The following is a 25,932-nucleotide window of genomic DNA, read 5'->3' as shown; positions in this document are numbered from 1 at the left end:
TCCTACAACTTTGTCTGACGTACGGCACCACTTCGCGATTTCGCCATGGCCGCCAGGCGCACCGCGACGTTGGCTGCGCCGTAACCGGCATAGCCGTTCCTGCGCTGAATAATCTCGAAGAAGAACCGCCCCTCGAATGGCTCGGTGTAGACATGAAACAATTCGCCACCTTGCGCATCGCGGTCGTAAAGCACGTTGTAGTAAGCGAGCTCACTCAGGAATTCGTCATCGAAATCGAACCGGGCCGCCAGGTCGTCGTAGTAGTTCAGCGGAATATCCAGCAGCGGCACACCCGCCTCTTTCGCGCGGCTGACTTCGGCAAAGATGTCGTCGCAATCGAAAGCGATGTGATGCACCCCAGAGCCGCGATAACTCGACAACGCGTGTGAGATCGCGGTGTTGCGGTTCTCTGAAATGTTCAGCGGCAAGCGAATCGAACTGTCCCGACTGCGTAGCGCGCGACTTTTCACCAGACCATAAGGATCGGGCAGAACCACTTCGTCATCGGCCTCGAAATCCAGCAAGCTCTTGTAGAACAGTACCCAACTGTCGAGGCTATCGGCAGGCAGCGCCATGGCCATATGGTCGATCCGCTTGAGGCCGCCTCGGGCCACGGCGCCAGGCAATAGATTGAAGTCGGTGCCATAGACGTCGGCCTCCTGATCCACCAGGTAAATCAGGCTGCCGTCCGGCGCGCGCACCGCGGCAAGCTCCAGTTCATTGGGGCCGACCAGTCCGCGATAGGGCTGGCCTTTGTAGGCCACGGCCCGCGCCAGAGCGCTGGCACTGTCCTTGACCCGCACGGCAGTGGCGCATAGCGACGGGCCGTGTGCTTCGAAGAAACTGTGACCGAACGAGTAAGGTTCGGCGTTGAGGATCAGGTTGATATCACCCTGGCGCAGCAGGCTGACGTTCTTGGAGCGATGCTGGCCGGCCTTGACGAAGCCCAGCCGTTCCAGCCAGTGGGAGAGTTTGGCGCCGAGGCTTTCGTCCACGGCGAATTCGAGAAACTCGATGCCGTTGTACTCGCTGGCCTTCGGTGTCTCGAACAAAATGTCGAGGTTGTTCGATGGCTGGGTTTGCTGCGCCAGACGCTGCCGGGTTTTCTCCTCCAGGTACAGCAATGAGCGCAGGCCGTCGGCGGCGTTGGCCCGTGGCGGTGCGGCGCGGAAACCGTCATTGAAGATCTCCAGCGACAGCGGTCCGGTGTAGCCACTCTTGATGATCGGAGCGAGGAAGCCCGGCAAATCGAATTCGCCCTGGCCCGGGAAGCAGCGGAAGTGCCGACTCCACTCCAGCACGTCCATGGCCAGGATCGGTGCATCGGCCATTTGCACGAAAAAGATCTTGTCGCCGGGAATCTCGGCGATGGCACTCGGATCGCCCTTGAGCGACAGCGTATGGAAGCTGTCGAGCAACACGCCGAGGTTCGGGTGATCAGCCTGACGGACGATATTCCACACCTGTTGCCAGGTGTTCACATGCCGCCCCCAGGCCAGTGCTTCATAACCAATACGAAGGCCACGCGCGCCGGCGCGTTCGGCCAGCAGGCGCAGGTCATCGACCAGAATCTGTTCATCACCGATGGCGTCGGCCGAGGCGTTGCTGCACACCAGCACCAGGTCAGTGCCCAGTTCCTGCATCAGGTCGAATTTTCGCTCGGCCCGCTCCAGATTGCGCGACAGGCGGTCACGGCGGCAACCTTCGAAATCCCGGAAGGGTTGAAACAAGGTGATGGCGATCCCGAGATCGGCGCACATCTGCCTGATTTCCCGAGGGCTGCCGTCGTAGTAGAGAAGGTCGTTCTCGAAAATCTCGACACCGTCAAAGCCGGCGGCGGCAATGGCTTCGAGTTTTTCCGGCAGGGTACCGCTCAAGGACACGGTGGCAATGGAACGCTGCATATTTCGACTCCCGGGGTGGAGGCAATCTTGTTAAGGGCATTGCGCGCTTTTTAATGTAGGAGCCGGCTTGCTGGCGATGGCGTCCGCGAGATCGCCTTCGCCAGCAAGCCGGCTCCTACAGGGATTGCGTTTATCTTGGATTGAATTATTGGCTGCGCGATCCAACACAGCAATTCAAAGTGTACTATCCGGTTAGTTTTGCGTGCGATTATCGAACACAATGGACTTTGGTGAATTGACGATTTTTTGTTCGCTGCGCAACATCAACACCACATTGAGTCCGGTCCTCAAATGCCGGCTTCAGTTAACCAAGACCCAGAACACCACATAAAAATTTCAAAAAAACGGGTATACGCTCATGCGCTCATTCAACGCCTTGCTCGCTCGAACCACCGTCATTACGCCTTGCCTGGCGTCCATCCGAACCTTGCGCACCGCCGGCATCACCGTGCCGCTCGCTGAATAACCCGTCAGTCGACGAAACCAGCCGATCAGTCCCGCGCCCACCGCATCGATTGATCACGCGCCCTTGAAGTCCAGACGAGCTTCGCTTGTCAGTCATTGAACGGATGGCACAGATGAATCCTACTCAAAGCTCTCGCATGGCTCCGGCCATGAGCGCCGCCACTGGTGGCATCGGCGACAAAATCCGCGGTGCCATGGCGGTTGGCAAAACCCGCTGGGGCATGCTGGCGCTGGTGTTCTTCGCCACCACCCTGAACTACATCGACCGCGCCGCGCTCGGCGTCATGCAGCCGATCCTCGCCAAGGAAATGAGCTGGACGGCGATGGACTACGCCAACATCAACTTCTGGTTTCAGGTGGGTTATGCCATCGGTTTCGTGCTGCAAGGCCGCCTGATCGACCGGGTCGGCGTCAAGCGCGTGTTCTTCTGCGCCGTGCTGCTCTGGAGCCTGGCGACAGGCGCCCACGGCCTGGCTACTTCGGCCGTCGGTTTCATGGTCTGTCGCTTCATTCTCGGCTTGACCGAAGCCGCCAACTATCCCGCCTGCGTGAAAACCACGCGCCTGTGGTTCCCGGCCGGCGAGCGCGCCGTGGCCACCGGCATTTTCAACGCCGGGACCAACGTCGGCGCGATGTTCACGCCGATGCTGCTGCCGCTGATCCTGCACACCTGGGGCTGGCAGGCCGCGTTCCTGTGCATGTCGGCACTGGGCGGCATCTGGGTGTTGTTCTGGGCCTTGAAGTACTTCAATCCGGAAGATCACCCGAGCGTCAAACAGTCGGAACTCGAGTACATCCAGAACGAAGTCGAACCGGAACAAACCCGCGTACCCTTCTCGCGAATCCTGCGCATGCGCGGCACCTGGGCCTTCGCCCTCGCCTATTCGATGACCGCTCCGGTGTTCTGGTTCTACCTGTACTGGCTGCCACCGTTCCTCAATCAGCAATACAACCTGGGCATCAACGTGACCCAGATGGGCATTCCGCTGATCATCATCTACCTCACCGCCGACTTCGGCAGTGTCGGCGGCGGGATACTGTCTTCGTTCCTGATCGGCCGCGGGATCAACCCGATCAAGGCGCGACTGATGTCCATGCTCCTGTTCGCCTGCTGCATCATCGGCGTGATCATGGCGGCCGGCTCCAGCAACTTGTGGGTGGCGGTATTCGCGATTTCCCTGGCCATCGGCGCGCACCAGGCCTGGACCGCGAACATCTGGAGCCTGGTGATGGACTACACGCCCAAGCACATGATGAGCACGGTGTTCGGCTTCGGTGGCATGTGCGCCGCCATTGGCGGGATGTTCATGACCCAGTTGGTCGGCCACATCCTGACCGTCACCAACAACAACTACACCGTGCTGTTCACCCTGATCCCGGCGATGTACTTCATCGCGCTGACCTGGATGTACTTCATGGCACCGCGCAAGATTCCAACCGTTACCGAATAAAATTCAGCGCAATACCCTTGTAGGAGCGAGCCTGCTCGCGATAGCGGACTGTCATTCAACACTGATGTTGCCTGACCCACCGTCATCGCGAGCAGGCTCGCTCCTACAGTGTTTTGTGGTGGCTGCTATTTGCGGCTTTGCTGCCACGCCGCCGCCAGTCCACTGCAACAAATCACAGCAATACCGATCACGGTGGTCAGAGTCGGCGTGTGGGAAAACAGCCACCAGCCCAACAGGCCGGCAAACACGATCTGGCAATAGCTGAACGGCGCCAGCAAGGCTGGCGCGGCATGGCGGAATGCCTGGGTCAGGAATAGATGCGCCGTCATCCCGCAAGCCCCCAGCGCCAGCATCATTGCGCCATGCATCAGGCTCGGCAGTTGCCAGAAGAACGGCACCAGCGCACTCATCACCAGGGTGTTGCACAACCCGGCGAAAAAGTTGCTGGTGGTCGGACTGTCGATCTCGCTGAGCTTGCGTGTCAGCAACTGATAGAAGCAGAAAAACAGCGCCGAGCAGAACGGCAGCAACACCGCAGGCGTGAACAACTCACCACCGGGGTGAACGATGATCAGCACGCCGCCGAATCCGAAAATCACCGCCAGCCATTGCCCGCGCGTCACCCGCTCCTTTAGCAGCGGCACCGACAGCGCAGTGACCAGTACCGGTGCCAGGAAGTTGACCGACGTGGCCTCGGCCAACGGGATGTACATCAACCCGGTGGTGAAAAACAGGCTGGTACCCAGCAGGCACAGTGCCCGGGTCAGCTGAAGCAGCGGTCGCTTCGTGCGCAGGACCCGCAGCCCGGATTGCGGCAGAAAGATCCCGGCCATCAACAGGGTATGGACCACATAACGGGCCCACACCACCATGACAATCGGATAGAACCCGGACAGGTATTTTGAAATGGCGTCGTGGCTGGAAAACAGGAAGGTGGCGACAACGATCAGCAGAATCCCTTTGAAGGGCTGATTGACGCCGGAGAGCGGGGTGCTGACGGTCATTGGATTTCCTTTGCATTAAAAATCAAAAGCATCGCGGGCAAGCCTTGCTCCCACAGAATTGAGGTGATCCTTGTGGGAGCAAGGCTTGCCCGCGATCAGGTGCGCAGCACCGCTTACAGCCGCGCCAACAATTCCCGGGTTTTATCCAAAGCCATTCGCGCCCGGTCCAACCCACTCACCCCCTGCTCCAGCAGTCGCACCGTGGGGATCTCCAGGCTCAATGGAATGTTAGCCGGCAAACAACTCAACAATCCTGTCAAATCACAATCACCATCGCCGGGAAAGCGTCGCTCGTTGCGCGCCTGACGCAAGATCTCGGCCATGTCAGCCGGTCGCTGTCCCGCAACATCACACAACTGCGCATAGCGCAAACGTGAAGGCGCAACCCTGGCCAGATCTTCCAGCCGTGAACCCGAACGGTCGAAGTGGAACGCGTCCACCAGCACTGCACCGTTTTCGCGCCCGGCGCGCTCGACGATGCGCACGGCTTGTTCAAGATTGCGCGCGTCGGTCCAGGGCATGAACTCCAGGTGCGGATGCAAGCCATAGGACACTGCCAGATCGCACAGTTCGGCAAAGTTCTCCGTCATCCGTTGCTCGTCAGAATCATTACCGGCCACCAGTAATTCGCTGGCACCGAATTCGGCACCGACCGCCAGAATGTTCTCGAACTCGGCTACGACGGTTTCCGGCTTCAGCCGCAGGATTTCAACATCCAGCACACGAATGCCGGCGTCACGCAGACGCGCCAGGGTCTGGCGTCGTAATTCAGCATCGGCCACCAACGGAAAATGATGTTCCTGCGGCGTCGCCGGCACCAGGCGCAAACCGACATGGCTGTAACCGGCTCGCGCGGCCACCTCGACCATGTCGGGCGGTGACAATTCCAGCACGGTCAGGCTGGCCAGGGAAAAGACGCGTTCACTCATGGCCTGGCCTCGATCAGGGCGATGCGAAGGGGTGAACTCATGGGGCGGCCCTCTTGCGGTTATTGTCGGAAGAATGAATTCCAACAATTTAGAACCAAGTTCCAAATTCTTACACAAGTAGTCGCAGATAGTGTTCGAACACCGCACATTTTTAGGGCAAACCCATACCCTGTGGGAGCGGGCTTGCCCGCGATAGCGGAATGTCAGCCGACATAAATGCTGAATGTGAGCCCCTTATCGCGGGCAAGCCCGCTCCCACAAGAGCCGTATGTCCACCAGCTAAGTGAACAATTCCGACGCCACACTCGCTGCCGATAACTCCTCGGTAAACGCCAACAACAACGGCGCCAGTTCATGCAACCGCGCCCCCGGCATCCGCGCACTCGGCCCGGCAATGCTGAGCACACCGATCACCCGTCCATCACCGGGATGACGCACCACCGCGGCAATCGCCGAAGTACCCACCGCCGAACTTTCCTCGACGCACGCATAACCTTGCTCGCGCGCCAGACGCAGGCGTTCGAGCAGTTCGATGTTTGAACGCGGTGCATTCGGTCCCAACTCCAGCGGCCGATCCGCCGCCTGGCGCTCCACCAGTGACAAAGCTTCGGCATCGCTCATGCACGCCAGCCAGGCATGCCCGGATGCGGTGTAGAACAGCGGTGCATCACGGCCCATGTCCGGGTCGTAACGCAAACCGGAACGAGCGCCCTGGGACTTGGCGATCCAGGTCTGCCGCTCGCCTTCGATCACCCCCAGACGCACCAGTTCACCGGTTTCCTGGGCCAGGCGATCGAGCACCGGCTGCACGATATCGGCGCCACTGCTCGACAGGTACCGGAACCCCATCGCCACCAGTTTGGTCGACAAGTGGTAACGCAGGTTTTCCGGATTCTGGCGCACATAGCCGAGGCGAATCAGCTCGGCGAGCAGCCGGTGAGTGGCGCTTTTGGGGATGTCCAGTTGCTCCGCCAGCGTCTGCATCGGCAGGCCGCGAGGGTCGCTGGTGAGACTTTCAAGCACACTGAAAACACGTTCGATCTGACTGCCGGCCATGGGTGTCTCCACGCAAATTTTGCCGATTCTAGAAGACATCCGGTGGATTACGAAATCTGGAACTGAATGTCCGATAACCGCCCATTTTATGGACATCGTCCTTGCCCGATTCAATCAACCTCTTATATTTTTCGGAATCAAATTCCAAAATAATAAACCGCTGGAGCCCGAAAAATGCCTGCCGAGCCGCAATTTCTTCCTGACGTTGACTGCGATGTACTCGTTGTCGGTTCTGGTGCGGCCGGTTTATCCGCGGCTGTGACGGCGGCTTACCATGGCCTGAAAGTCATCGTGGTCGAAAAAGATCCGGTGTTCGGCGGCGCTACCGCCTGGTCAGGCGGCTGGGCCTGGGTGCCGTGCAATCCCCTGGCCCGTCGCGCCGGCATCGTCGAAGACGTGGAGTTGCCGCGGACCTACCTGAAACACGAGTTGGGCGAGCAATTCCAGCCAGCGATGATCGACGCATTCCTGGAGGCCGGCCCTCGGATGGTCGCGTTCTTCGAACAACACACTTCGTTGCAATTCGCCGACGGCAATGCGATTGCCGACATTCATGGCGATACACCAGGCGCCGGTACCGGTGGACGCTCGGTGATCGCCGCGCCGTACGACGCACGAAAAGTCGGCAAGTTGCTTAAGCGCCTGCGCACGACCATGCGGGAAACGTCCTTCATGGGCATGCCGATCATGGCGGGTGCAGACCTCACGGCGTTTCTCAATCTGACCCGTTCGCTGTCGGCAGCCTGGCATGTCACCCGGCGATTTACCCGTCACCTGCTCGACCTCGTCCTGCACAGTCGGGCAATGCAATTGGTCAACGGCGTGGCACTGGTGGCGCGCCTGGCAAAATCCGCCGAGGACCTTGGTGTGTTGCTCTGGGAATCGGCGCCGGTCACCGACCTGCTGCGCGAAAGCAATCAGGTGCACGGCGCGGTGGTCAGCACCGCCAAGGGACCGATACGGATCAAGGCACGCAAGGCCGTGGTGCTGGCGGCCGGTGGTTTCGCCAATGACATCGAGCGGCGCAAGGCGCTGTTCCCGCGCACGCCCACCGGTCATGAACACCTGGCCCTGCCGCCACTCGGTGTGTCCGGCGATGGCCTGCGACTGGGTGAAAGCGTCGGCGCCCACGTGGACAACAACATGCAGTCCCCCGTTGCCTGGGCGCCGGTTTCCCGGGTGCCACACAGCGACGGCAGCACAGGCCACTTCCCCCATATCATCGAGCGCGGCAAACCGGGAATCATCGGCGTACTGAGCAACGGCCAACGCTTCGTCAACGAAGCCAACGGCTACTACGACTACGTGATGGCCATGATCGCCGCCGCGCCAGAGGGTGAAGAGGTCGCCTCCTGGCTGATCTGCAGCCATGCATTTCAACGGCGCTACGGCTTGGGCATCTCTCGGCCGTTTCCCGTGCCGCTGTCATCCTTCATCCGCAGTGGCTATCTGAAAACCGGCAACACACTCGAAGAACTGGCGTCAGCCTGCGGCATCGACCCAAGCGGCTTGCGAAACACCGTGTCGGACTACAACCGGCATGCACGCAACGGCGAAGACCCGCAATTCGGCCGCGGCTCGACACCCTACAACCGCAAACAGGGTGACGCATTACAGCAACCGAACCCGTGCGTCGCGCCGATCGAACAGGGACCGTTCTATGCCGTGAAGGTCGAGCCAGGCTGCTTTGGCACCTTCGCCGGGTTGAAGGTCAACGAACATGCCCAGGTCCTGGATGACTCGGGCCGGGCCATCGCAGGGCTGTACGCGGCGGGCGGCGACATGGCCAGCATCATGGGCGGGCACTACCCCGCCGGCGGCATCAACATCGGCCCGGCACTGACCTTCGGCTACATCGCCGCACGCCACATCGCAGGAATCAGCCCGGACTTCGCGCCGGTGGGGGATGCGTTCGACCAGTAACCCGGAAACCGCCACGACCTCACTAACTCTTACACATTTCTCCCACACCCTTTTGCCTGTGCGGTTATTCATGGAGACGGCGATACCCGCCCCATCAATCCATGAGAGACCGCAAACATGTTATGGAACAAGGCAAGACGCAGCGACAACGTAAACGACACTCGCAAGGGCAAGGATGCCCGCACGCTCACAGGGAAAACACTGAGTGTCGGGCTGGCCGCGGCTGCTCTGGCAGCCGCAGGGCTTTACTCCACGCTCGACACCACATCCGGCGACATTCCCCTTGCGCCCTCGAACATAGCGACCCCATCCGCCGCCCCCCTCGCGATCGAGACCGCCGAAGACCTGCAATTGAAGTTTGTCGAATCGGTACTGGGCGAGACCGAAGACACCTGGAAACAACTTTTTGAGCAATCGGGAAGGCGCTACCCGAAGCCCTCGCTGACGCTGTTTGAACAATACGTGGACACCGGGTGTGGGTTCGCCAGCTCGGTCAGTGGTCCCTTTTATTGCCCAAGCAACCAACAGGTGTATCTCGACCTCGACTACTTCACGAGGCTCGAGCAGCAGTTTTCAGTGGTCGGAGACTTCGCTCGGGCCTATATCATCGCTCACGAAGTCGGGCATCACGTCCAATTGGTACTGGGAATGTCCGGTCCGCTTGAAAAGGCCTTGCTGGACCAGCAAACCGTCACTGGAGATGGAGGCCTGGAGGTGCGCGGGGAGTTGCAGGCCGATTGCCTGGCCGGCGTCTGGGCACACCATGCACAACAGCGCCTGGACTGGCTGGAAGCTGGCGATATCGAAGCGGCATTGCATGCGGCAACAGTGTTTGGTGACGACAACCTGCAACGCTCCCAAAATGCCGTCGTCAAGCCAGAGACGTTCAGCCACGGTACCTCACAGCAGCGCGTGAACTGGTTCAAAACCGGTTTTGAAACCGGCCGCACGGACGCTTGCGATACCTTCACCGCAGTAGATCTGTAGGACCCGCCCGTCAACGAAACCCCTAATGTCACGCCATGCACAGAACCGCCGCCGCACAAGGCTGTCTGACGACCGGACTGGCGCCGCTCCCACTGAGCAGCAACACTCATCGCACGGAGCTTTACCCAGAACAGAAGAGGATTCCCACATGCTATGGAAAAAAGGCCGACGCAGCGACAACGTGGTCGATGCCCGTGGCGATGATGTCGGCGGCGGTGGCGGCGGGATGCGCTTCGGTGGCGGCAAGGGCCTGAGCCTGACGGCGATCCTTTTGATTGTCGGGATCGGCTGGATCACCGGCCAGGACCCGATGCAGATTCTTGGGCAACTGACCGGGCAAATGGGCGAGCAATCGGCACCGGCCACCAATCAGACCCGCAAGGCGCCGCCGGCCAATGATGAAGGGGCGGAATTCGTTCGATCGATCCTGGGCGATACCGAAGATACCTGGCGGCAGATTTTCCAGCAGGCCGGTCGTCAATATAAGGACCCGACCCTGGTCCTGTTCAGCAATCGGGTCAATTCCGCCTGTGGCCTGGCGACGTCGGCGACCGGCCCGTTTTACTGCCCGGCAGACCAGAAGGTGTACCTGGACATGGCGTTCTTCCAGGAGATGTCACAGCGCTTTTCCGCCGCTGGCGATTTCGCCCAGGCCTACGTGATCGCTCATGAAGTCGGACACCATGTTCAGACCTTGCTCGGCGTGTCCGCGAAGATTCAGGCAGCCCGCCAGCAAGGCCGGCAGATGGAAGGTGACGGCGGCTTGCTGGTCCGTCAGGAATTGCAGGCCGACTGTCTGGCCGGAGTCTGGGCCAACAATGCGCAAAAGCGTCTGAACTGGCTGGAGCCGGGCGACATCGAAGAAGCACTGAATGCCGCCAATGCCATTGGCGACGATCGACTTCAGCAACAGGGTCAGGGCCGTGTGGTGCCGGACTCGTTTACCCATGGTACGTCGGCGCAACGGGTGCGCTGGTTCAAAACCGGATTCGCCCAGGGCCAGGTCGGCCAGTGCGATACCTTCGCGGCGAAAAATCTGTAAATGAAAAAATGGTTGTTGGTGTTGCTGTTCACTTGCGCAAACCCTTGCACAAATACCTGGGCTGCCGAGCATGGTGTCAAGGAACTCAGTCCCGGCCGCCTGTTGTTGAAATCAGGCGAGATGGCGGTAGGTCTCGGCCCCGCCCCGGCAAAAATCGAACGGGTATTGATCATCGTCCACGGTCGCCAGCGCAATGCGCAAACCTACCTGCAGAGCGGCGAGCACGCGGTCGAACTGGCCGGGCAAAACGCAACGACGCTGGTGATCGCCCCGCAGTTTCTCAATGAAACCGACGTCGCACTGCACCCGGTGGCCGACACGGTCTTGCGCTGGCAAGGCAATGAATGGATGGCCGGCGGCGAATCCACCGCGCCGTTTCGCTTGAGCTCGTACGAGGCACTGGACGAAATCATCGCCCGCCTGGGTAATCGCCAGCAGTTTCCGGACGTGAAGCAAATCGTCGTCGCCGGTCACTCCGGTGGCGCTCAGGTGGTCCAGCGCTACGCCTTGCTTGGCCACGACCAGCCCGCTCTGGAAGCCGCCGGTGTACGTGTGCGCTACGTGATCGCCAATCCGTCTTCCTACGCGTATCTCGATGAGCGCCGGCCAGTGGCCTTCAACCACGCCGGTTGCCCGGGCTTCAATCGCTGGAAATACGGACTGACGGATTTACCCGCCTATGCCGAAGGACAAACTGCCGCGCAATTGCAGGAAAAATACCTCAAGCGAGACACCGTTTACCTGCTGGGTCAGCAGGACATCGACCCCAATCATCCGGCGCTGGATAAAAGCTGCGAGGCCAAGGCTCAAGGCCCGTATCGATTGGCTCGTGGACGCTTTTACTTCAATTATCTGAAACGGCTGAAACCGCAAGGGTTGCATCAGCAGTTGATTGAAGTGCGCGGGGTCGGGCATGACGGGGATGGGATGTTTACGTCGCCCGAGGGGCAGAAGGCGTTGTTTGGCCAATGAGATTTGAGCTGTTTGATCTGACGCCATCGCGGGTAAGCCCGCGATGGGTCCCTCAAGCCGAAAGCATTTCCCGCAACTCGACACAATCGGCCGCATGCCAATCCGCCAGATCCGGCCACGGATTATCCGGCAAATTCACCAGCACCGTCCGCGCCCCCGCCGCTCGACCACAATCCAGATCGAAGCGGTAATCGCCGACCATCACCATCTCGCTCGTCGGCACGCCCCAGGCCTGCGCCAGTTTCAGCAAACCACCGGGATGCGGTTTTGGCGGCGCCTCATCGCGACCGAGCACATCCTCCACCGCGAAGCAGTCGGCCAGGCCGATGGCCTCCAGCGTGACGTGCGCCAGCTCACGGGCATTGCGCGTGAGAATGCCCAAGCGATACCCGCGCCCGGCCAGCTCACGCACCAGGTCCACGGCACCCGGTGCCGGTTTCGAACCGAGGGCCAGGTCGCGCTCGTGCTCCAGCAGCCACGCATGCTTGGCCGCGGCTTCATCGGCCGGCAACGCGGCGAGGTGAGTCAGGATGTCGTGTTCGGCCGGGATCGCCAAGGCCACGCGAATCGCCGCGAAGTCATGCACGGCCACCGTCAGGGTGCCGTCCATGTCGAACACCCAGTGGCGTACATCGGCCAGGCTCATGCCCAATCCTTGCGATGGCGGATCAGGCCTTCCTGAGTGACCGAAGCCACCAGTTGCCCGGCACGGTTGAACACGCTGCCACGGCAGAACCCGCGGGAGTTGCCGGCCCACGGGCTGTCCATGACGTACAGCAACCAGTCATCGGCGCGCAGGTCGGCGTGGAACCACAGTGCATGGTCGAGGCTGGCGACCTGCATGTCCTTGTGCCAGACGGATTTGCCATGGGGTTGCATCGAGGTGGTCAGCAGGCCGAAGTCCGAAGCGTAGGCCAGCAAATATTTGTGCAGCGCCGGGGAGTCGGCCAAGGCACCGTCGGCACGAAACCAGACGTGCTTGATCGGATCGGAAGGTAGCGGATTGTAGGGGTCTTTCTCGGTGATTGGCCGAAACTCGATCGGTTTCGGGCACAGCAGTTTTTCGCGCATTTTCTCCGGGATCAAATGCGCGCGCTGCTGGGTGAGTTCCAGTTCCGACGGCAGGTTTTCCGGACCGACCACTTGCGGCATCTGGCTCTGGTGCTGGAAACCCTCTTCGTCGTACTGGAACGAGGCGCTGCAGGTAAAGATCGGGTGGCCCTTCTGGATCGCCGTTACCCGGCGCGTGCTGAAACTGCCGCCATCGCGGACCCGGTCAACCTGGTACACCACTGGTAACCCGGCATCGCCCGGGCGCAGGAAATAACCGTGCATCGAATGCACGTGGCGCGTCTCTTCGACGGTCTGACTGGCCGCCGACAGCGACTGGCCGAGCACCTGACCACCGAACAACTGACGAAAGCCCAGATCCTGGCTGCGACCGCGGAACAGGTTTTCTTCGATCGGCTCCAGGGTCAGCAGGTCCACCAGATCATCCAACACTTGGCTCATTCAGACTCTCCTCACACAACGCAATGCCGCGCAGTTCTGGCTGCGTCGGTCAATTCAGTTTCTGGCCCGTGCCAACATGAGGGCCATTGTAAACGTCCGGGCCAGGTTATCCATGCAAGGTTTGCAGCCATTGTTCACGGCTGATCCGATACAGCACGTGATGACGCAGGGGATGATCGACGGCGAGTTTCGGGTGTTCGAAGTCATCGGCAGGGTCATGGTGCATACCGATGGCCTGCATGACTTTTTGCGATGGCAGGTTGCGGTCAGCGGTGAACGAGACGACCTCGCTCACCGGCAGGCGGTCAAAGGCGCAGCGCAGAGCGGTCCAGGCGGCTTCGCTGGCGTAGCCAAGCCCCCAGTGCTCGCGCGCCAAGCGCCAGCCGATCTCGATGGCCGGGGTGAACGGCGTGTCGAAACCGACCACACCGAGGCCTGTAAAGCCGATGAATTGCCCGGTATCCTTGCGTTCCAGTGCCCACAGGCCAAACCCGTGCTCGGCAAAATGACCTCTAATTCGCCCGATCAATGAAGCACTTTCCAGACGACTCAAGGGCGCCGGGAAATAGCGCATGACCTGCGGGTCGGCACACATCGCCGCGAAATCCGGCAAATCCTCGTCGCGCCACTGGCGCATCAACAATCGCGCGCTCTCGAGTTTCAGTATCGGCTCCATCGTCCCCCGTCCCCTCCGCATGGATGTCGCAAGTCTACAACGCTGGTAGGATCCTTCACTCACTCCAGTACACCTTATAGACAAATCAGTCATGCCCCTGCCGCTGATCTATCACGAAGACTACAGTCCCGAGTTTCCGGCGGATCACCGCTTCCCCATGGACAAGTTTCGCCTGCTGCGCGATCACCTGGTGGAAAGCGGCCTGACCCGTGACGCAGACCTTCTGCGTCCGGAACTGTGCCCGCCGGATATTCTGGCCCTCGCCCATGACCCTTCGTATATCGAACGCTATATGGGGGGTGAATTGTCCCGCGAGGATCAACGACGCCTTGGCCTGCCTTGGAGCGAAGCCCTGGCCCGACGCACGGTGCGGGCGGTGGGCGGTTCGTTGCTGGCGGCCGAGCAGGCGCTGGAACATGGCCTGGCCTGCCACCTGGCGGGAGGCACCCACCACGCGCATTACGATCACCCTGCCGGGTTCTGCATCTTCAATGACCTGGCCGTGATCAGCCATTTCCTGCTGGAAAGTGGCCGGGTGAATCGGGTGTTGATCTTCGATTGCGATGTGCATCAGGGTGACGGCACTGCACGAATCCTGCACAACACCCCGCAAGCGGTGACCGTCTCCCTGCATTGCGAAAAGAATTTTCCTGCACGCAAGGCCGAAAGTGACTGGGACATCCCGTTGCCCAACGGCATGGGCGATGACGATTACCTGAAGGTCGTCGACGATGCGCTCAATTATCTGCTGCCGCTCTACCAACCGGATCTGGTGCTGTACGACGCGGGCGTCGATGTGCATAAAGATGACGCGCTGGGTTACCTGAAACTGACCGATGAGGGTGTGGCGGCCCGCGATGAAAGCGTGATGCGCCATTGCCTGGGCCGCGATATCCCGGTGGTCGGGGTGATCGGTGGCGGCTACAGCAAGGACCGCCAGGCCCTTGCGCGACGGCACGGCATCCTCCATCACAGCGCACAGCGGGTCTGGCAATCATCAGGTTGTCATTGAGTTGTGGATGCTTTACCCACAATGCCTGTGGAGCTGCCTGTGGATAACCTGAGTGAAAGGGACTACAGCCCTTGCAGATCATGGGCTACAGAGCGGCGGTTGTTTTTTAACCACTCTCAAAATCACCAACGCTCCCTGTAGGAGCGAGCCTGCTCGCGAAAAACTCAACGTCACCGCTGGGCATCTGGTTACCCGCGTAATCATTCAAGACCATCGCGAGCAGGCTCGCTCCTACAGAGGGCTGGGCTGATAGAATGCCCGGCTTCATTCGCCAAAACCGCAGCGCACTCCATGACCCAATCCCCGACCTCCGCCCCTTCCCGCGTCGCCATCATCGGCGGCGGCCCCGCCGGACTGATGGCCGCAGAAGTGTTGAGCGGGGCCGGGATCAAGGTCGACCTGTACGACGGCATGCCTTCGGTGGGGCGAAAATTCCTCCTGGCCGGCGTCGGCGGCATGAACATCACCCACTCCGAAGCCTACCCCGCCTTCCTCTCGCGCTACGCCGAACGCGCGCCGCAGATTGCGCCGTTGCTACGAGGCTTCGGTGCTGATGCGTTGTGCCAGTGGATTCATGACCTGGGCATCGAAACCTTTATCGGCAGCTCCGGCAGGGTCTTCCCGACCGATATGAAAGCCGCGCCTTTGTTGCGTGCCTGGCTCAAGCGCCTGCGAGAAGCTGGCGTTGTTATCCACACCCGCCATCGTTGGCTCGGTTGGAATGAGTCCGGTGGTTTGCGCATCGACAGTCCCGACGGGGAAAAAACCGTCCGGGCAGACGCCACCCTGCTCGCCCTCGGTGGCGCAAGCTGGGCGCGCCTGGGCTCGGACGGTGCGTGGAGGCTGCCACTGGAGCAGCACGGTGTCGGACTGGCGCCATTGCAACCGAGCAATTGCGGCTTCGAGGTGCAAGCCTGGAGCGAATTGATGGTCAGCAAATTCGCCGGCGCCCCGCTGAAAAACATTGCCATCGGTTTGAACGACGACATTCCACGATTGGGCGAATGTGTGATCACCGCGACGGGGATTGAAGGCAGCCTGATCTACGCCCTGTCGGCGCCGATCCGCGAGGCCATCAACCTGAATGGTTCGGCGACGATCCATATTGATCTGTTGCCAGGCCGGCCTGTGGATAAAGTCCAGGCCGCACTGAGCAAACCAAGGGGTTCGCGATCGATGTCCAAGCATCTGCACAGTCAGTTGGGAATCGACGGGGTGAAAGCTGCGCTATTGAGAGAGCTGACAACCGCCGACTGTTTCGCCGACATGGCGCTGCTGGCCAAGGCCATCAAAGCCCTTCCACTGACATTGGTAAAAACCCGGCCATTGGACGAGGCCATCAGCAGCGCGGGCGGGGTGAAGTTCGAAGCGATGGATGAGCGTTTGATGCTCAAGCAATTGCCTGGCGTGTTCTGCGCCGGGGAAATGCTTGATTGGGAGGCGCCGACCGGCGGCTATCTGCTGACTGCGTGTTTCGCCAGTGGGCGTGCGGCCGGACTTGGAATGATTGAGTGGTTGCAGCACAAGGCCTGAAGACCGAGGCGCGTCCATCGCGAGCAGGCTCACTCCTACAGGCAAATGCATTCCAACTGTAGGAGCGAGCCTGCTCGCGATGGCGGCCTAACAGACGCCGCAGCTAATCAAGGCTTCCGCTTACGCGGTCCGGTATTGAACACCGGCACTTTACGCACAGGCTTGACCGAAGGCTCTGGCGCCGAAACCTCGCCGCTATCGACCCACTTCCCAAGATTACGCTTGCCGCCACCACCGGACGCCTTCGGCTTCTTCGGTTTCTTCGGCTTTTTCACGACCTGACCACTCGCATCCGTATCCGGCACCCGGTGCTCAGGCTCGAAGTCCGGTTCGTTCTGGCGCTTCAAGGTCTGGCGGGTCAACATCTCGATGGCCGACAGAAGATTCACTTCATCAGCGCACACCAGGGAAATCGCCTCGCCGGTCGATCCCGCACGCCCGGTACGACCGATCCGGTGGATGTAATCCTCAGCCACGATCGGCAAGTCAAAATTGACCACCAGCGGCAGGTCTTCGATATCCAGGCCACGGGCCGCGACATCGGTGGCCACCAGAATCTGCACGTCGCTGGCCTTGAAACGGTCCAGTGCACGCTGACGGGTCGCCTGGGGTTTGTCACCGTGGATGCCGTCGGCGTTGATGCCCAGGCCCTGGAGCTTTTCCACCAGCGCGTCCACGCCGTTGCGGGTCTTGGCGAACACCAGCACCTGCTTCCACTTGCCCTTGCGCATCAAGTGCACGAACAGTTCCGGCTTGCGCTTCTTGTCCACCGTCACCACCCACTGCTTGACGGTGTTAGCCGCCACGTTGCGAGGGCTGACTTCGATGCTCAGCGGATCGTTGAGCATTTGCCCGGCCAGCAGGCGGATGTCATCGGAGAACGTCGCGGAGAACAGCAGGGTCTGGCGCTTTTTCGGCAACGCCTTGTAAATGTTCGCCAGCTCTTCAGAGAAGCCCAGATCGAGCATGCGGTCGGCTTCGTCCAGTACCAGGGTTTGCAACTGGTTGAACTTCAGCGCGTTCTGGCGAAACAGGTCGAGCAAACGGCCCGGGGTCGCGACCAGCAGGTCTACGCCGCTGCGCAGCTTCATCATTTGCGGATTGATGCTGACACCGCCGTACACCGCATAGGTGCGCAACGGCAGGTTCTCGGCGTACTGACGCACGGCTTCGTGAACCTGCTCGGCCAGTTCGCGGGTCGGCACCAGGATCAGTGCACGCACCGAGTTGGCGGTGACTTTCGGCCCTTCCATGGCCAGCAGTTGCAGGAGCGGCAAGGCGAAGCCGGCGGTCTTGCCAGTACCGGTCTGGGCGGCGGCCATCAGGTCGCGACCGGCCAGCACCGCTGGAATGGCTTGCGCCTGAACCGGTGTCGGCGTCTGGTAGCCGAGCTTCTCGAGAGAGCGCAGCAAGGGTTCGATCAGGCCAAGAGTGGCGAAAGTCATGGGAATACCGTAGGAAAATTCAGCGCGGACAAGATGCAATGGCGCGCAGTTTACCCTAATTCACACGGGATTCAGTCGGCACCACCTTCGGCACGACCTTCGCCACCGGTTGCTCTGGCGTACGGCGCCACTGTGGCAGGCCAATCAACACCACGGCGCTGATGATCACCAGCATCGCCAGTGCTTCTTCGATACCAATGGTCTCGCCGACAAACACGATCCCCAGCAACACCGCCACCGCCGGATTGACGTAGGCATAACTGGTGGCCGCCGCCGGACGCACGTGTTTCAACAGGTACATGTAGGCATTAAACGCGATGATTGAACCGAACACGGTCAGGTAAGCCAACGCGGCCCAGCCCTCGATCGGAGGAACCTTGTCCAGGTGCTCGCCGCTGATCGCGCTGCCGATCAGCAACACTACGCCCCCCACCAGCATTTCCACGGCACTGGCCATGGCGCCCTGAGGCAACGGCAAGTGTTTGCTCCAGACCGAACCGAACGCCCAGGTGGCCGCGGCAAAAATCAGCAGGGCAGCGCCCAACGGGCTCGATTGCAGGTTGGAACCGAGGTTGAGCATGGCAATGCCAACCATCCCCAGCACAATCCCGGCCCATTCGAGACGAGTATTACGCGCGCCCCAGAAATAGCCACAGAGCAAGGTAAACAGCGGCACCGTCGCCACTGCCAGGGCCGCGACCCCGGAGGCCACGCCCGTGTGCTCGGCCACACTGACCGCACCGTTACCGCACGCCAGCAGCAATATGCCGATGATGCCGGCGGCTTTCCATTGCCCCCAGGTCGGTGCCGGCGCGCCGCGCCAGCGCAGGAAGGCGTACATCAAGCTACCCGCGATCACGAAACGAATGCCGGCGAGCAGCAAGGGCGGCCAATACTCCACGCCGATGCGGATGACCAGGTAAGTCGAACCCCAGATCACGTACAAGGCGAAAAAGGCAGCGATCAACGGTAAGGGGAAGCGACGTAGGCCGGACATGATGGGCAGCTCACAGGCAGTACAAGTGAACGGCTATTCTAGAAAGGCTGGCGCTGGAAAATAAGTTACAAAACCTGTTTAAAGCGCCGGTACACTTTTCAAAACACGGAGTTCAGGGCTATATACCGTGCTTTCGAAAGTCGCTCATGTTCAGGAGTCACCACGATGGATAAGTACGACCGCATGCTGCTCGGCGCCCTGCTGGAAAACGGTCGCGCGTCCTACGCGGATCTTGCGCGCAAGGTCAATCTTTCCGCCCCTGCAGTGGCTGAGCGCGTGGCCAAGCTCGAAGCCAGCGGCGTGATCACCGGCTATCAGGCAAAGGTCGACATGGCCAAGCTCGGCCTGCCGATCCAATGCGTCATCGAACTGCGCCTGAACCAGCACGGCAACCAGAAAGCCTACGACGACCTGATCAAAATCCCGCAACTGACCGAATGCCACCGGGTGACCGGTGATCCTTGCGTGATCATGCAGGCGGCGGTGGGCTCGATGCCGGAGCTTGAGGAGCTGATCAACCGAATCGCCACGTTCGGGTTCAGCAAGACATCGATCGTGTTGTCGAGCGCAATAGAAAAGCGCGTGCCGTTGGGGCAGTTGGAAGTGAATGGCAAATAAAATACCTGTGGGAGCGGGCTTGCCCGCGATAGCGGACCATCAGCCAACAAAGATGTTGAATGTGATGGTCTCATCGCGGGCAAGCCCGCTCCCACAGGTTCTGTTGCGTTTCAAAAACCGCGATAACGCTTGAGGTGCTCACCCACCTTCGCCGCCGGCACTTTCTGCAATTTGCACAGCAAATCATGGGACAGCTCATGCAGCCCGTGTTTCTGACGCAATTCTTCGGCCAGATGCGCCAGCAGGTTGGCGGCCATTTCCGCATCGGCCATGGCCCGGTGGGCCTTGCCGGTGTGGGGCAGGTTGGCGAAGGTGGTGAGGGTGCCGAGTTTGTGGTTCGGCGCCGCGGGCATCAGGCGACGGGCCAGCAGCAGCGAGCAGGCAAAGTTTTGCAGGCGGGTGCGCTTGATCCGTCCCAGCTCGAAATCCCAGAACTTCTGGTCGAACGCGGCGTTGTGCGCCAGCAACGGCGTGGTGCCGACGAACTCGTTGACTTCGTTCATCACCTGCTCCGCCGAGGGCGCGGTGCGCAACATGGCGTTGCTGATACCGGTGAGTTGTTCGATGAAGGCCGGGACACGCACGCCGGCGTTCATCAGGCTCTGGTAACGCTCGACGATGCGCCCCTGTTCAAGCATCACCACGGCAATTTCCGTGGCTCGACAGCTGCTGCTCGGTGAGATCCCGGTGGTTTCAAAGTCGATGACTGCGATGCGTTCCAAACCTGTTTCAACTCCGTAAAAATCAATTCTTGAGCAGCAAGGCGCCTTCGATGGGTACGTAACGGCTGGCGGCGCGGATCAGCGAGTTGGCAGTCAGGCCCGGTACGCCATAGGCCACCGCCTGCACACCGTGCTTGCTGATGATGCGCTCCAGCAACATGTCGAAATCACCGTCACCCGAGGCCAGCACCACTTCGTCGACATGGTCTGCCGCGTCCATGATGTCGAGGGTGATGCCCACGTCCCAGTCACCCTTGGCCGAGCCGTCGCTGCGCTGGATATACGGCTTGAGCTTCACGGTGAAACCGAGGTTGCGCAGGATCTGCTGGAACTGCTGCTGTTTGCTGTCGCCACGATCGATGGCGTAGGCGTAGGCCTCGACGATCTGCCCCTGCTTGCTGATCTCGGCCCACAGCGCGGCATAGTTGAAGTGACAACCGTAAGCCTGACGCACGGTGTAATAGAGGTTCTGGACATCGGCGAACACAGCGATTTTCTTCACCGCAACATCCCCTTGGTGCGCAGGCAGGATCAGGCACCGGGCCCGAAAAGTCGCCCAGTATGCCAGCCTGAAGGAGTGTTGTGGCGAGGGGTTCATCCCCGTTGGGCTGCGAAGCGGCCCCCTGCGTCCGTCCAGACTGACCGAACTGGTCGGATTTACGACTGCTGCGCAGCCGAACGGGGATAAATCCCCTCGCCACAGTGTTACAACACCTGAAACGTTGAATCAGACGAAGGAATCGTCATCACCGCCAAAGAACGATGAACTGTCATCACTGTAGTCGGCGTCAGTAAAGCCACCCCGGTCATTACCGTAGGAATCGTTACCGGCCATGCGTTGGTCATCACCCCAGCCATTGTTGCCCTGGTCATTGACCTGGGCCGGTTCTTCCTTGATGACTTCGACGATTTCCTGCGGTTGCTGATTGTGATGGAACAGGCTGCTGATGCCTTGGGCCAGCATCACGCCACCCGCCACGCCCGCCGCGGTTTTCAGTGCGCCGCCGAGGAAGCTGCTGCCCGCCATCGGTGCCGCTTGTTGCGGTGCATAGTTTTGCTGAGGAAAGCTTTGCTGCGGTGGCGCACCGAAGTTTTGCTGTGGCGCCTGCGAATTGAACGAAGACCGTCCCGGCTCACGCCAGCCACCACCGCTCGACACAGGTGCGCTCTGGCTCGGCGCAGGCTGCTGATCACGGGAGCCGCCACCGAAAATGCTCGACAGGAAACCACCGCTGCTCGGCGCAGCAGGGGCCGGCGCGGCTGCCTGCGCCCTGGCTTGTTGCAGATCGGCCTGCAATTGCAGGATCTGCTGGTTCAGCTGTGTGTTCTGTTCGTCGAGGCGCTTGATCGCCGCCTCTTGCACCAGAATCGCCTGGGTCATGAAATAACCTGCCGCGGGTTGGCGGGTCAGGTGTTCCTTGATCCGCGCCTCGGCCTGGGCGTCGCGCGGGGCTGATTCCGTTTCGGCCTGTTGCAGCCGGGAAAACAGTCCATCGATCAGGGTTTGCTCTTCGCTGTTCATGGCGACCTCGTAGATTGCCGGGGAAATCGTTGTCCTTTTCCACTTAAGGATAAGGTGCCCGACCTTAATGGAGGCTGAAACAAGTTGTTTCAATGACCTTTACCGAACGTTTACGTTTGCGCCCCCCCGCACATCATCGGTTAAAGTGAGCCACTGCTTCCAACCTGCGATACCGACTGATGAATCCGTTCGACGTACTGCGTGACTCCCTGTACTTCTTCAAGCGCAATCTGGGCCAGATCGTGCAACTGTGCCTGCCGCTGGTGATTATCGAGGCCCTGTTGCAACAAGTGGTCGACCACTCCACCGAACCGGACAGTTTCCCCGGCGTCAGCGTGATCGTCGGCCTGCTGGTTTATCCGCTGTACACCGCTGCACTGATTCTGTTCCTTGATGCCCGCAGCCGTGGCGAATCGCCAAGCAACCGCCAGTTGCTGTCGCGCTCCGCCTACCTGTGGCCGCGCTTCGCGCTGTTGACCGCCCTCAATACCCTGCTGATTCTGCTTGGCCTGTCGCTGTATTTCCTGCCGGGTATCTACCTGATGGTGACTCTGGCCTTCGGCGAGTACCTGCTGGTGCTACGTGGCCTGGCGCCACTGGCGGCCATGAAGGAAAGCCTGCGCCTGACCCGCGGACACTTCCTGCGCATCCTGGTGTGCATTCTGTGCGTGATGGGGCCGTTATGGCTGCTCAAGGGCGCAACGCTGGCGGCGTATCCCGAGCCGCAGAACCCGGTGATCTCGCTGTTGATCGACAGTGCTCACAGTTTCCTGCAACTGTTCACCAGCGTGGTGCTGTTCCGTCTGTTCATGCTGATCAGCGATGTGCCGGAAAAAATCGACGGGCCACTCTGACCTTGGGCGACCGCCCGTCCGTCGGGTATGCTCGGGGTCAATTTCCGTAACGCGATAAGCCGAGCCATGACCCGACTGCTGCGCTACACCGTGCTGGGATTGCTGATCGTGATCGGGCTGACCGGTGTGATGATCTACAGCCTGACCTGGCGCCCCGAAGCCCGGGAAGTGTTGCCGGTCAGTTGCAGTACCCGGGCGCCGTCCCTGGCCCCCGGCCAGGCGCTGAAGGTGATGACCTGGAACGTCCAGTACCTGGCGGGCAAGCGTTACGTGTTCTGGAATGACCTGGCGGCCGGCGCCGACGACTCCCCTACCCCCGAAGACATGGCCTTCAGCCTCGATGAAGTGGCGCGGGTGATTCGCGACGAGCAACCCGACGTGGTGCTGTTACAGGAGCTCGATGACGGCGCCAAGGCCAGCGACTATCAGAACCAGCTCAAACTGCTGCAGGAACGGGTCGCCGATCTGTATCCGTGCAGCGTCCACGCCTTTGACTGGAAAGCTGACTTTGTCCCGGATCCGCATATCTTCGGCAGCGTGGGCCGGCAATTGGCAACCCTGAGCCGCTACCAGATCGAGCATGCCCAGCGCCTGCAATTACCAGTCGCCCCGAGCAATCTGATCAGCCGCCAGTTCCAACCGAAAAACGCCTTGGTGGTTGCCTACCTGCCGTTGAGCGATGGCGGTCAGTTGGCCGTGCTCAACACCCATCTGGACCGCGTGACGCAACCCGACGAGACACTGCAAGCGCAAATCTCGGCCGTGGCCAAGGTCCTCGACAAATACGAAGGCCGCGGGACGCCGTGGCTGATCGGCGGTGATTTCAATCTGCTGCCGCTGGGGCAATACCAACGCCTGCCCAACGAACAGCGCACGCCCTACTCCGCCGACAGCGCGCTGCATGTGCTGTGGGACAAGTACCCGATGATCCCCACCAACAACGAAGCCAGTGGCATTGACCGCGCCCGCTGGCTGACCCACTACCCGAACGACCCGGGCCTGAACGGCCCGGACCGCACCGTCGATTACCTGTTTTACAGCCCACGCATCAAGCGGGTCGAGGCGATGGTCAGGCAGGACGATACCTTGCGTATATCCGATCACCTGCCGGTGATTGCGCGGTTCCTCCTCCCGGCCTCCCCTTGACCTGATTTGACCTGTGGGAGCAATGCTTGCTCGCGATAGCGGTGTGTCAGCCTGCATTGATGTTGGATGTGCCGACGTCATCGCGAGCAAGCTTTGCTCCTACAGGGATTGCGTCGATTTCCAGTCATCCGGGATAACGGCGATCACATCGATTTCCATCAGCCACTGAGGCTGGCCGAGCCCGGAAATCACCAGCCCCGTGGAGATCGGGAAAACCCCCTTCAACCACTTGCCCACCACCTGGTAAACCGGCTCGCGGTAACGCGGGTCGATGATGTAGGTGGTGGTTTTGACGATATGCGAAAGATCGCTGCCCGCCTCCTCCAGCAGCTGTTTGACGTTTTTCATCGCCTGTTCGGCCTGGGCCGCCGGATCGCCAAGACCCACCAGGTTTCCTTCGAAATCGGTGCCGATCTGACCCCGGACATAAACGGTGTTGCCAGCCCGTACGGCCTGGCAAAGATCATTATCCAGAGACTGGTTTGGATACGTGTCTTTGGTATTGAACATGCGAATTCGAGTGTGAGTAGGCATCAACAGACTCCCCTGAAGCTTGATTTATGATCGGTTCTTAACGCTGCGACGGGTCGCGGTATTCCAGGTATTGGCGCTGCGTGGCAATGTGGCCGGCGACATGTTTGGCGTCGTGCCAAACGCCCCAGATAAAGCTCGATCCGCGACGCGACAGCCACGGCAGGCCCACGAAATAAACACCGGGCTCGCTCGAGACACCGCGCTGATGACGCGGCTTGCCCTTATCGTCAAACGCATCGACCTGCAGCCAGCTGTAATCGACGGCGTAGCCGGTGGCCCAAATGATCGAGGTGATACCCGCCTCCGCCAGATCCAGCTCAAGGATTGGATGGGTGATGCAATCCGGGTCGGGAAGCATGAACCGGGCTTCGGGCTCTTCTGGAAGGTCAAGACCGTTGCGCGTTACATAGGCGTCCGCCGCATCCAGCAGCGACAGGTAGTTCTCGTCGCCGGCAGCGACGTTTTGCGCCAGATCCTGCTGGAACGTCACCACGCCGTCGTCGAAGGATTTGGTCAGCCCCACCAGCGTGACGCCCTGCCTGGCCAGCGCCCGGAAATCGACGGTCTGCCCGCCGCGCGCACCGCTGACCGCGATGGTGACGTGCTCACGCCCCGGCTGCATGACTTCGGCATCCCAGAGCCCCAGAACCCCCAGCCACCAGCAGAAGTCACGGTTGCGATAGGCGCGAGGCGGACGGTCATGCTGACCGACAGACAGATAGACCTGTTTACCGGCGCGCTGGAGTTCATCAGCGATCTGAACACCGGAAGAGCCTGCACCAACCACCAGCACGCCGCCCTCCGGCAGTTGCTGCGGGTTGAAATATTGAGCGGAATGAATTTGCGTGATCCGGTCGTCTTTCGGGGCAATCGGGGGAATGACCGGGCGCTGGAAAGGGCCGGTGGCCGCCACCACGCGATTGGCCTCGATCACCCCTTCGGAGGTTTCGATGGTGAAGCCTGGGCGATCGGCGTTGCGTACCACTTTCTTGACTTCGACACCGGTACGAATCGGTGCTTCGAATTTCTCGGCATAGGCTTCGAAATACGCCGCTACACGATCTTTGGAGGCAAATGCATCGGGCTCGAGGTCTTCGAATGCCAATCCGGGGAAGCGGTCATGCCAGACGGGGCCGTTGGCAACCAGGGAATCCCAACGCCCGGTGCGCCACGCTTCAGCGATGCGGTTACGCTCCAGAACGAGGTGGGGAACACCCAGTTTGCTCAAGTGCTCACTCATGGCGACGCCAGCCTGGCCGGCCCCGACAACAAGCGTATCTACTTCTATCTTGTTAACAGTCATGCTTGTGTCCTTCATTGAGGCAACTATGGCGCACCAAGTTGCTACAGATCAGTTGCATTTATTAGTTAGTTCCACGCTTACAACTTTTCTTGCGGGGGTGGTTTTATTCTGTTCGGTAAATGCAAATAGCGAAAATATGATTTTTATAGTTGTTAGCCAGAAAAAAACTGCCTGACAACAAAACTAATTATTTGTTTTATTGAATATGTATTGACACGAGCCCTGTAGGAGCAAGCTTGCTCGCGATGGACGTCAACGATTACGCGTTTTGCCAGAATGAACGCGTTGCCTGGACGTTTTTCGCGAGCAAGCTCGCTCCTACAGT

The 25,932-nt window shown here is 60.3% G+C and carries 24 protein-coding genes; 10 read left to right on the top strand and 14 right to left on the bottom strand.

The window, feature by feature from the left end; genetic code table 11:
- Positions 1-2: 2 nt before the first annotated feature.
- Positions 3-1,904, bottom strand: coding sequence for a 3-dehydroshikimate dehydratase QuiC (gene quiC, locus GPL81_RS21360; RefSeq protein ID WP_160108344.1), 1,902 nt, complete (start codon positions 1,902-1,904; stop codon positions 3-5).
- A 578-nt stretch (positions 1,905-2,482) separates the two neighbouring features.
- On the opposite strand from quiC, the gene GPL81_RS21355 reads away from it, so the two are divergent.
- A complete protein-coding gene (locus tag GPL81_RS21355; protein ID WP_160108343.1) occupies positions 2,483-3,820 on the top strand; it encodes an MFS transporter in 1,338 nt (445 codons plus the stop codon).
- A gap of 125 nt (positions 3,821-3,945) precedes the next feature.
- Here GPL81_RS21355 and GPL81_RS21350 read toward each other — a convergent pair whose 3' ends face one another.
- The 3 genes from GPL81_RS21350 to GPL81_RS21340 form a co-directional block, all read right to left on the bottom strand.
- A complete protein-coding gene (locus GPL81_RS21350; RefSeq protein ID WP_096514993.1) occupies positions 3,946-4,824 on the bottom strand; it encodes a DMT family transporter in 879 nt (292 codons plus the stop codon).
- Between the two features lie 113 nt (positions 4,825-4,937).
- Positions 4,938-5,753, bottom strand: a complete 816-nt coding sequence (locus tag GPL81_RS21345; protein WP_160108342.1) for a sugar phosphate isomerase/epimerase family protein — start codon at positions 5,751-5,753, stop codon at positions 4,938-4,940.
- Positions 5,754-6,032: 279 nt separating this feature from the next.
- On the bottom strand, positions 6,033-6,809 hold the full coding sequence (locus GPL81_RS21340) for an IclR family transcriptional regulator (RefSeq protein WP_160108341.1): 777 nt from the start codon (positions 6,807-6,809) through the stop codon (positions 6,033-6,035).
- Between the two features lie 174 nt (positions 6,810-6,983).
- Here GPL81_RS21340 and GPL81_RS21335 point away from each other — a divergent pair, with 174 nt between their 5' ends.
- From GPL81_RS21335 to GPL81_RS21320, 4 genes are all read left to right on the top strand, one after another.
- Entirely contained in the window at positions 6,984-8,732 is a 1,749-nt protein-coding gene (locus GPL81_RS21335; RefSeq protein WP_160108340.1) for an FAD-dependent oxidoreductase, read from the top strand.
- Between the two features lie 117 nt (positions 8,733-8,849).
- Complete coding sequence (gene ypfJ, locus GPL81_RS21330) at positions 8,850-9,719, top strand: KPN_02809 family neutral zinc metallopeptidase (protein ID WP_160108339.1); 870 nt, start codon at positions 8,850-8,852, stop codon at positions 9,717-9,719.
- Positions 9,720-9,867: 148 nt separating this feature from the next.
- A complete protein-coding gene (gene ypfJ / locus GPL81_RS21325) occupies positions 9,868-10,761 on the top strand; it encodes a KPN_02809 family neutral zinc metallopeptidase (protein WP_160108338.1) in 894 nt (297 codons plus the stop codon).
- Positions 10,762-11,733 (top strand): alpha/beta hydrolase, encoded by a 972-nt coding sequence (locus GPL81_RS21320; protein WP_160108337.1) that lies wholly within the window; start codon positions 10,762-10,764, stop codon positions 11,731-11,733.
- Between the two features lie 52 nt (positions 11,734-11,785).
- Here GPL81_RS21320 and GPL81_RS21315 read toward each other — a convergent pair whose 3' ends face one another.
- The 3 genes from GPL81_RS21315 to GPL81_RS21305 all read right to left on the bottom strand — a co-directional run bounded on the left by GPL81_RS21315 (position 11,786) and on the right by GPL81_RS21305 (position 13,921).
- On the bottom strand, positions 11,786-12,379 hold the full coding sequence (locus GPL81_RS21315) for an HAD family hydrolase (RefSeq protein WP_160108336.1): 594 nt from the start codon (positions 12,377-12,379) through the stop codon (positions 11,786-11,788).
- Positions 12,376-13,245, bottom strand: a complete 870-nt coding sequence (gene tesB / locus GPL81_RS21310; protein WP_160108335.1) for an acyl-CoA thioesterase II — start codon at positions 13,243-13,245, stop codon at positions 12,376-12,378. The genes GPL81_RS21315 and tesB overlap by 4 nt, the downstream gene beginning before the upstream one ends.
- A 106-nt stretch (positions 13,246-13,351) precedes the next feature.
- Complete coding sequence (locus tag GPL81_RS21305) at positions 13,352-13,921, bottom strand: GNAT family N-acetyltransferase (RefSeq protein WP_160108334.1); 570 nt, start codon at positions 13,919-13,921, stop codon at positions 13,352-13,354.
- A gap of 91 nt (positions 13,922-14,012) precedes the next feature.
- Between GPL81_RS21305 and GPL81_RS21300 the strand changes: the two genes are divergently transcribed.
- Together GPL81_RS21300 and GPL81_RS21295 are read left to right on the top strand one after the other, a co-directional pair.
- A complete protein-coding gene (locus tag GPL81_RS21300; protein WP_160108333.1) occupies positions 14,013-14,933 on the top strand; it encodes a histone deacetylase family protein in 921 nt (306 codons plus the stop codon).
- Between the two features lie 291 nt (positions 14,934-15,224).
- Complete coding sequence (locus GPL81_RS21295; protein WP_160108332.1) at positions 15,225-16,466, top strand: TIGR03862 family flavoprotein; 1,242 nt, start codon at positions 15,225-15,227, stop codon at positions 16,464-16,466.
- Between the two features lie 107 nt (positions 16,467-16,573).
- Here the strand turns inward: GPL81_RS21295 and rhlE1 are convergent, their stop codons facing one another.
- Positions 16,574-17,911: an RNA helicase RhlE1 gene (rhlE1, locus tag GPL81_RS21290; protein WP_096514969.1), complete on the bottom strand. Its 1,338-nt coding sequence runs from the start codon at positions 17,909-17,911 to the stop codon at positions 16,574-16,576.
- 55 nt (positions 17,912-17,966) lie between these two features.
- Positions 17,967-18,908: a drug/metabolite exporter YedA gene (gene yedA / locus GPL81_RS21285; protein ID WP_160108331.1), complete on the bottom strand. Its 942-nt coding sequence runs from the start codon at positions 18,906-18,908 to the stop codon at positions 17,967-17,969.
- Between the two features lie 165 nt (positions 18,909-19,073).
- Here yedA and GPL81_RS21280 point away from each other — a divergent pair, with 165 nt between their 5' ends.
- Positions 19,074-19,526, top strand: coding sequence for an Lrp/AsnC family transcriptional regulator (locus GPL81_RS21280; RefSeq protein ID WP_160108330.1), 453 nt, complete (start codon positions 19,074-19,076; stop codon positions 19,524-19,526).
- A gap of 110 nt (positions 19,527-19,636) precedes the next feature.
- Here GPL81_RS21280 and GPL81_RS21275 read toward each other — a convergent pair whose 3' ends face one another.
- The 3 genes from GPL81_RS21275 to GPL81_RS21265 all read right to left on the bottom strand — a co-directional run bounded on the left by GPL81_RS21275 (position 19,637) and on the right by GPL81_RS21265 (position 21,770).
- Positions 19,637-20,248 carry a 3'-5' exonuclease gene (locus GPL81_RS21275; RefSeq protein ID WP_160108329.1) on the bottom strand — a complete coding sequence of 204 codons (612 nt, stop codon included), beginning with the start codon at positions 20,246-20,248 and terminating at the stop codon, positions 19,637-19,639.
- 22 nt (positions 20,249-20,270) lie between these two features.
- Positions 20,271-20,750, bottom strand: coding sequence for an NYN domain-containing protein (locus GPL81_RS21270; RefSeq protein WP_096514962.1), 480 nt, complete (start codon positions 20,748-20,750; stop codon positions 20,271-20,273).
- 225 nt (positions 20,751-20,975) lie between these two features.
- On the bottom strand, positions 20,976-21,770 hold the full coding sequence (locus GPL81_RS21265) for a DUF2076 domain-containing protein (protein WP_160108328.1): 795 nt from the start codon (positions 21,768-21,770) through the stop codon (positions 20,976-20,978).
- A 179-nt stretch (positions 21,771-21,949) separates the two neighbouring features.
- On the opposite strand from GPL81_RS21265, the gene GPL81_RS21260 reads away from it, so the two are divergent.
- On the top strand, positions 21,950-22,624 hold the full coding sequence (locus GPL81_RS21260) for a YciC family protein (RefSeq protein ID WP_160108327.1): 675 nt from the start codon (positions 21,950-21,952) through the stop codon (positions 22,622-22,624).
- Positions 22,625-22,690: 66 nt separating this feature from the next.
- Positions 22,691-23,770, top strand: a complete 1,080-nt coding sequence (locus GPL81_RS21255) for an endonuclease/exonuclease/phosphatase family protein (protein WP_160108326.1) — start codon at positions 22,691-22,693, stop codon at positions 23,768-23,770.
- Between the two features lie 99 nt (positions 23,771-23,869).
- Here GPL81_RS21255 and GPL81_RS21250 read toward each other — a convergent pair whose 3' ends face one another.
- Entirely contained in the window at positions 23,870-24,304 is a 435-nt protein-coding gene (locus tag GPL81_RS21250; RefSeq protein WP_096514954.1) for a RidA family protein, read from the bottom strand.
- A 37-nt stretch (positions 24,305-24,341) separates the two neighbouring features.
- Positions 24,342-25,622 (bottom strand): flavin-containing monooxygenase, encoded by a 1,281-nt coding sequence (locus GPL81_RS21245; RefSeq protein WP_246218962.1) that lies wholly within the window; start codon positions 25,620-25,622, stop codon positions 24,342-24,344.
- Positions 25,623-25,932 lie beyond the last annotated feature (310 nt).

Origin of the sequence: Pseudomonas izuensis, assembly GCF_009861505.1 — a bacterium.
GTDB lineage: Bacteria > Pseudomonadota > Gammaproteobacteria > Pseudomonadales > Pseudomonadaceae > Aquipseudomonas > Aquipseudomonas izuensis.
This window is presented reverse-complemented; position numbering and strand designations above follow the sequence as displayed.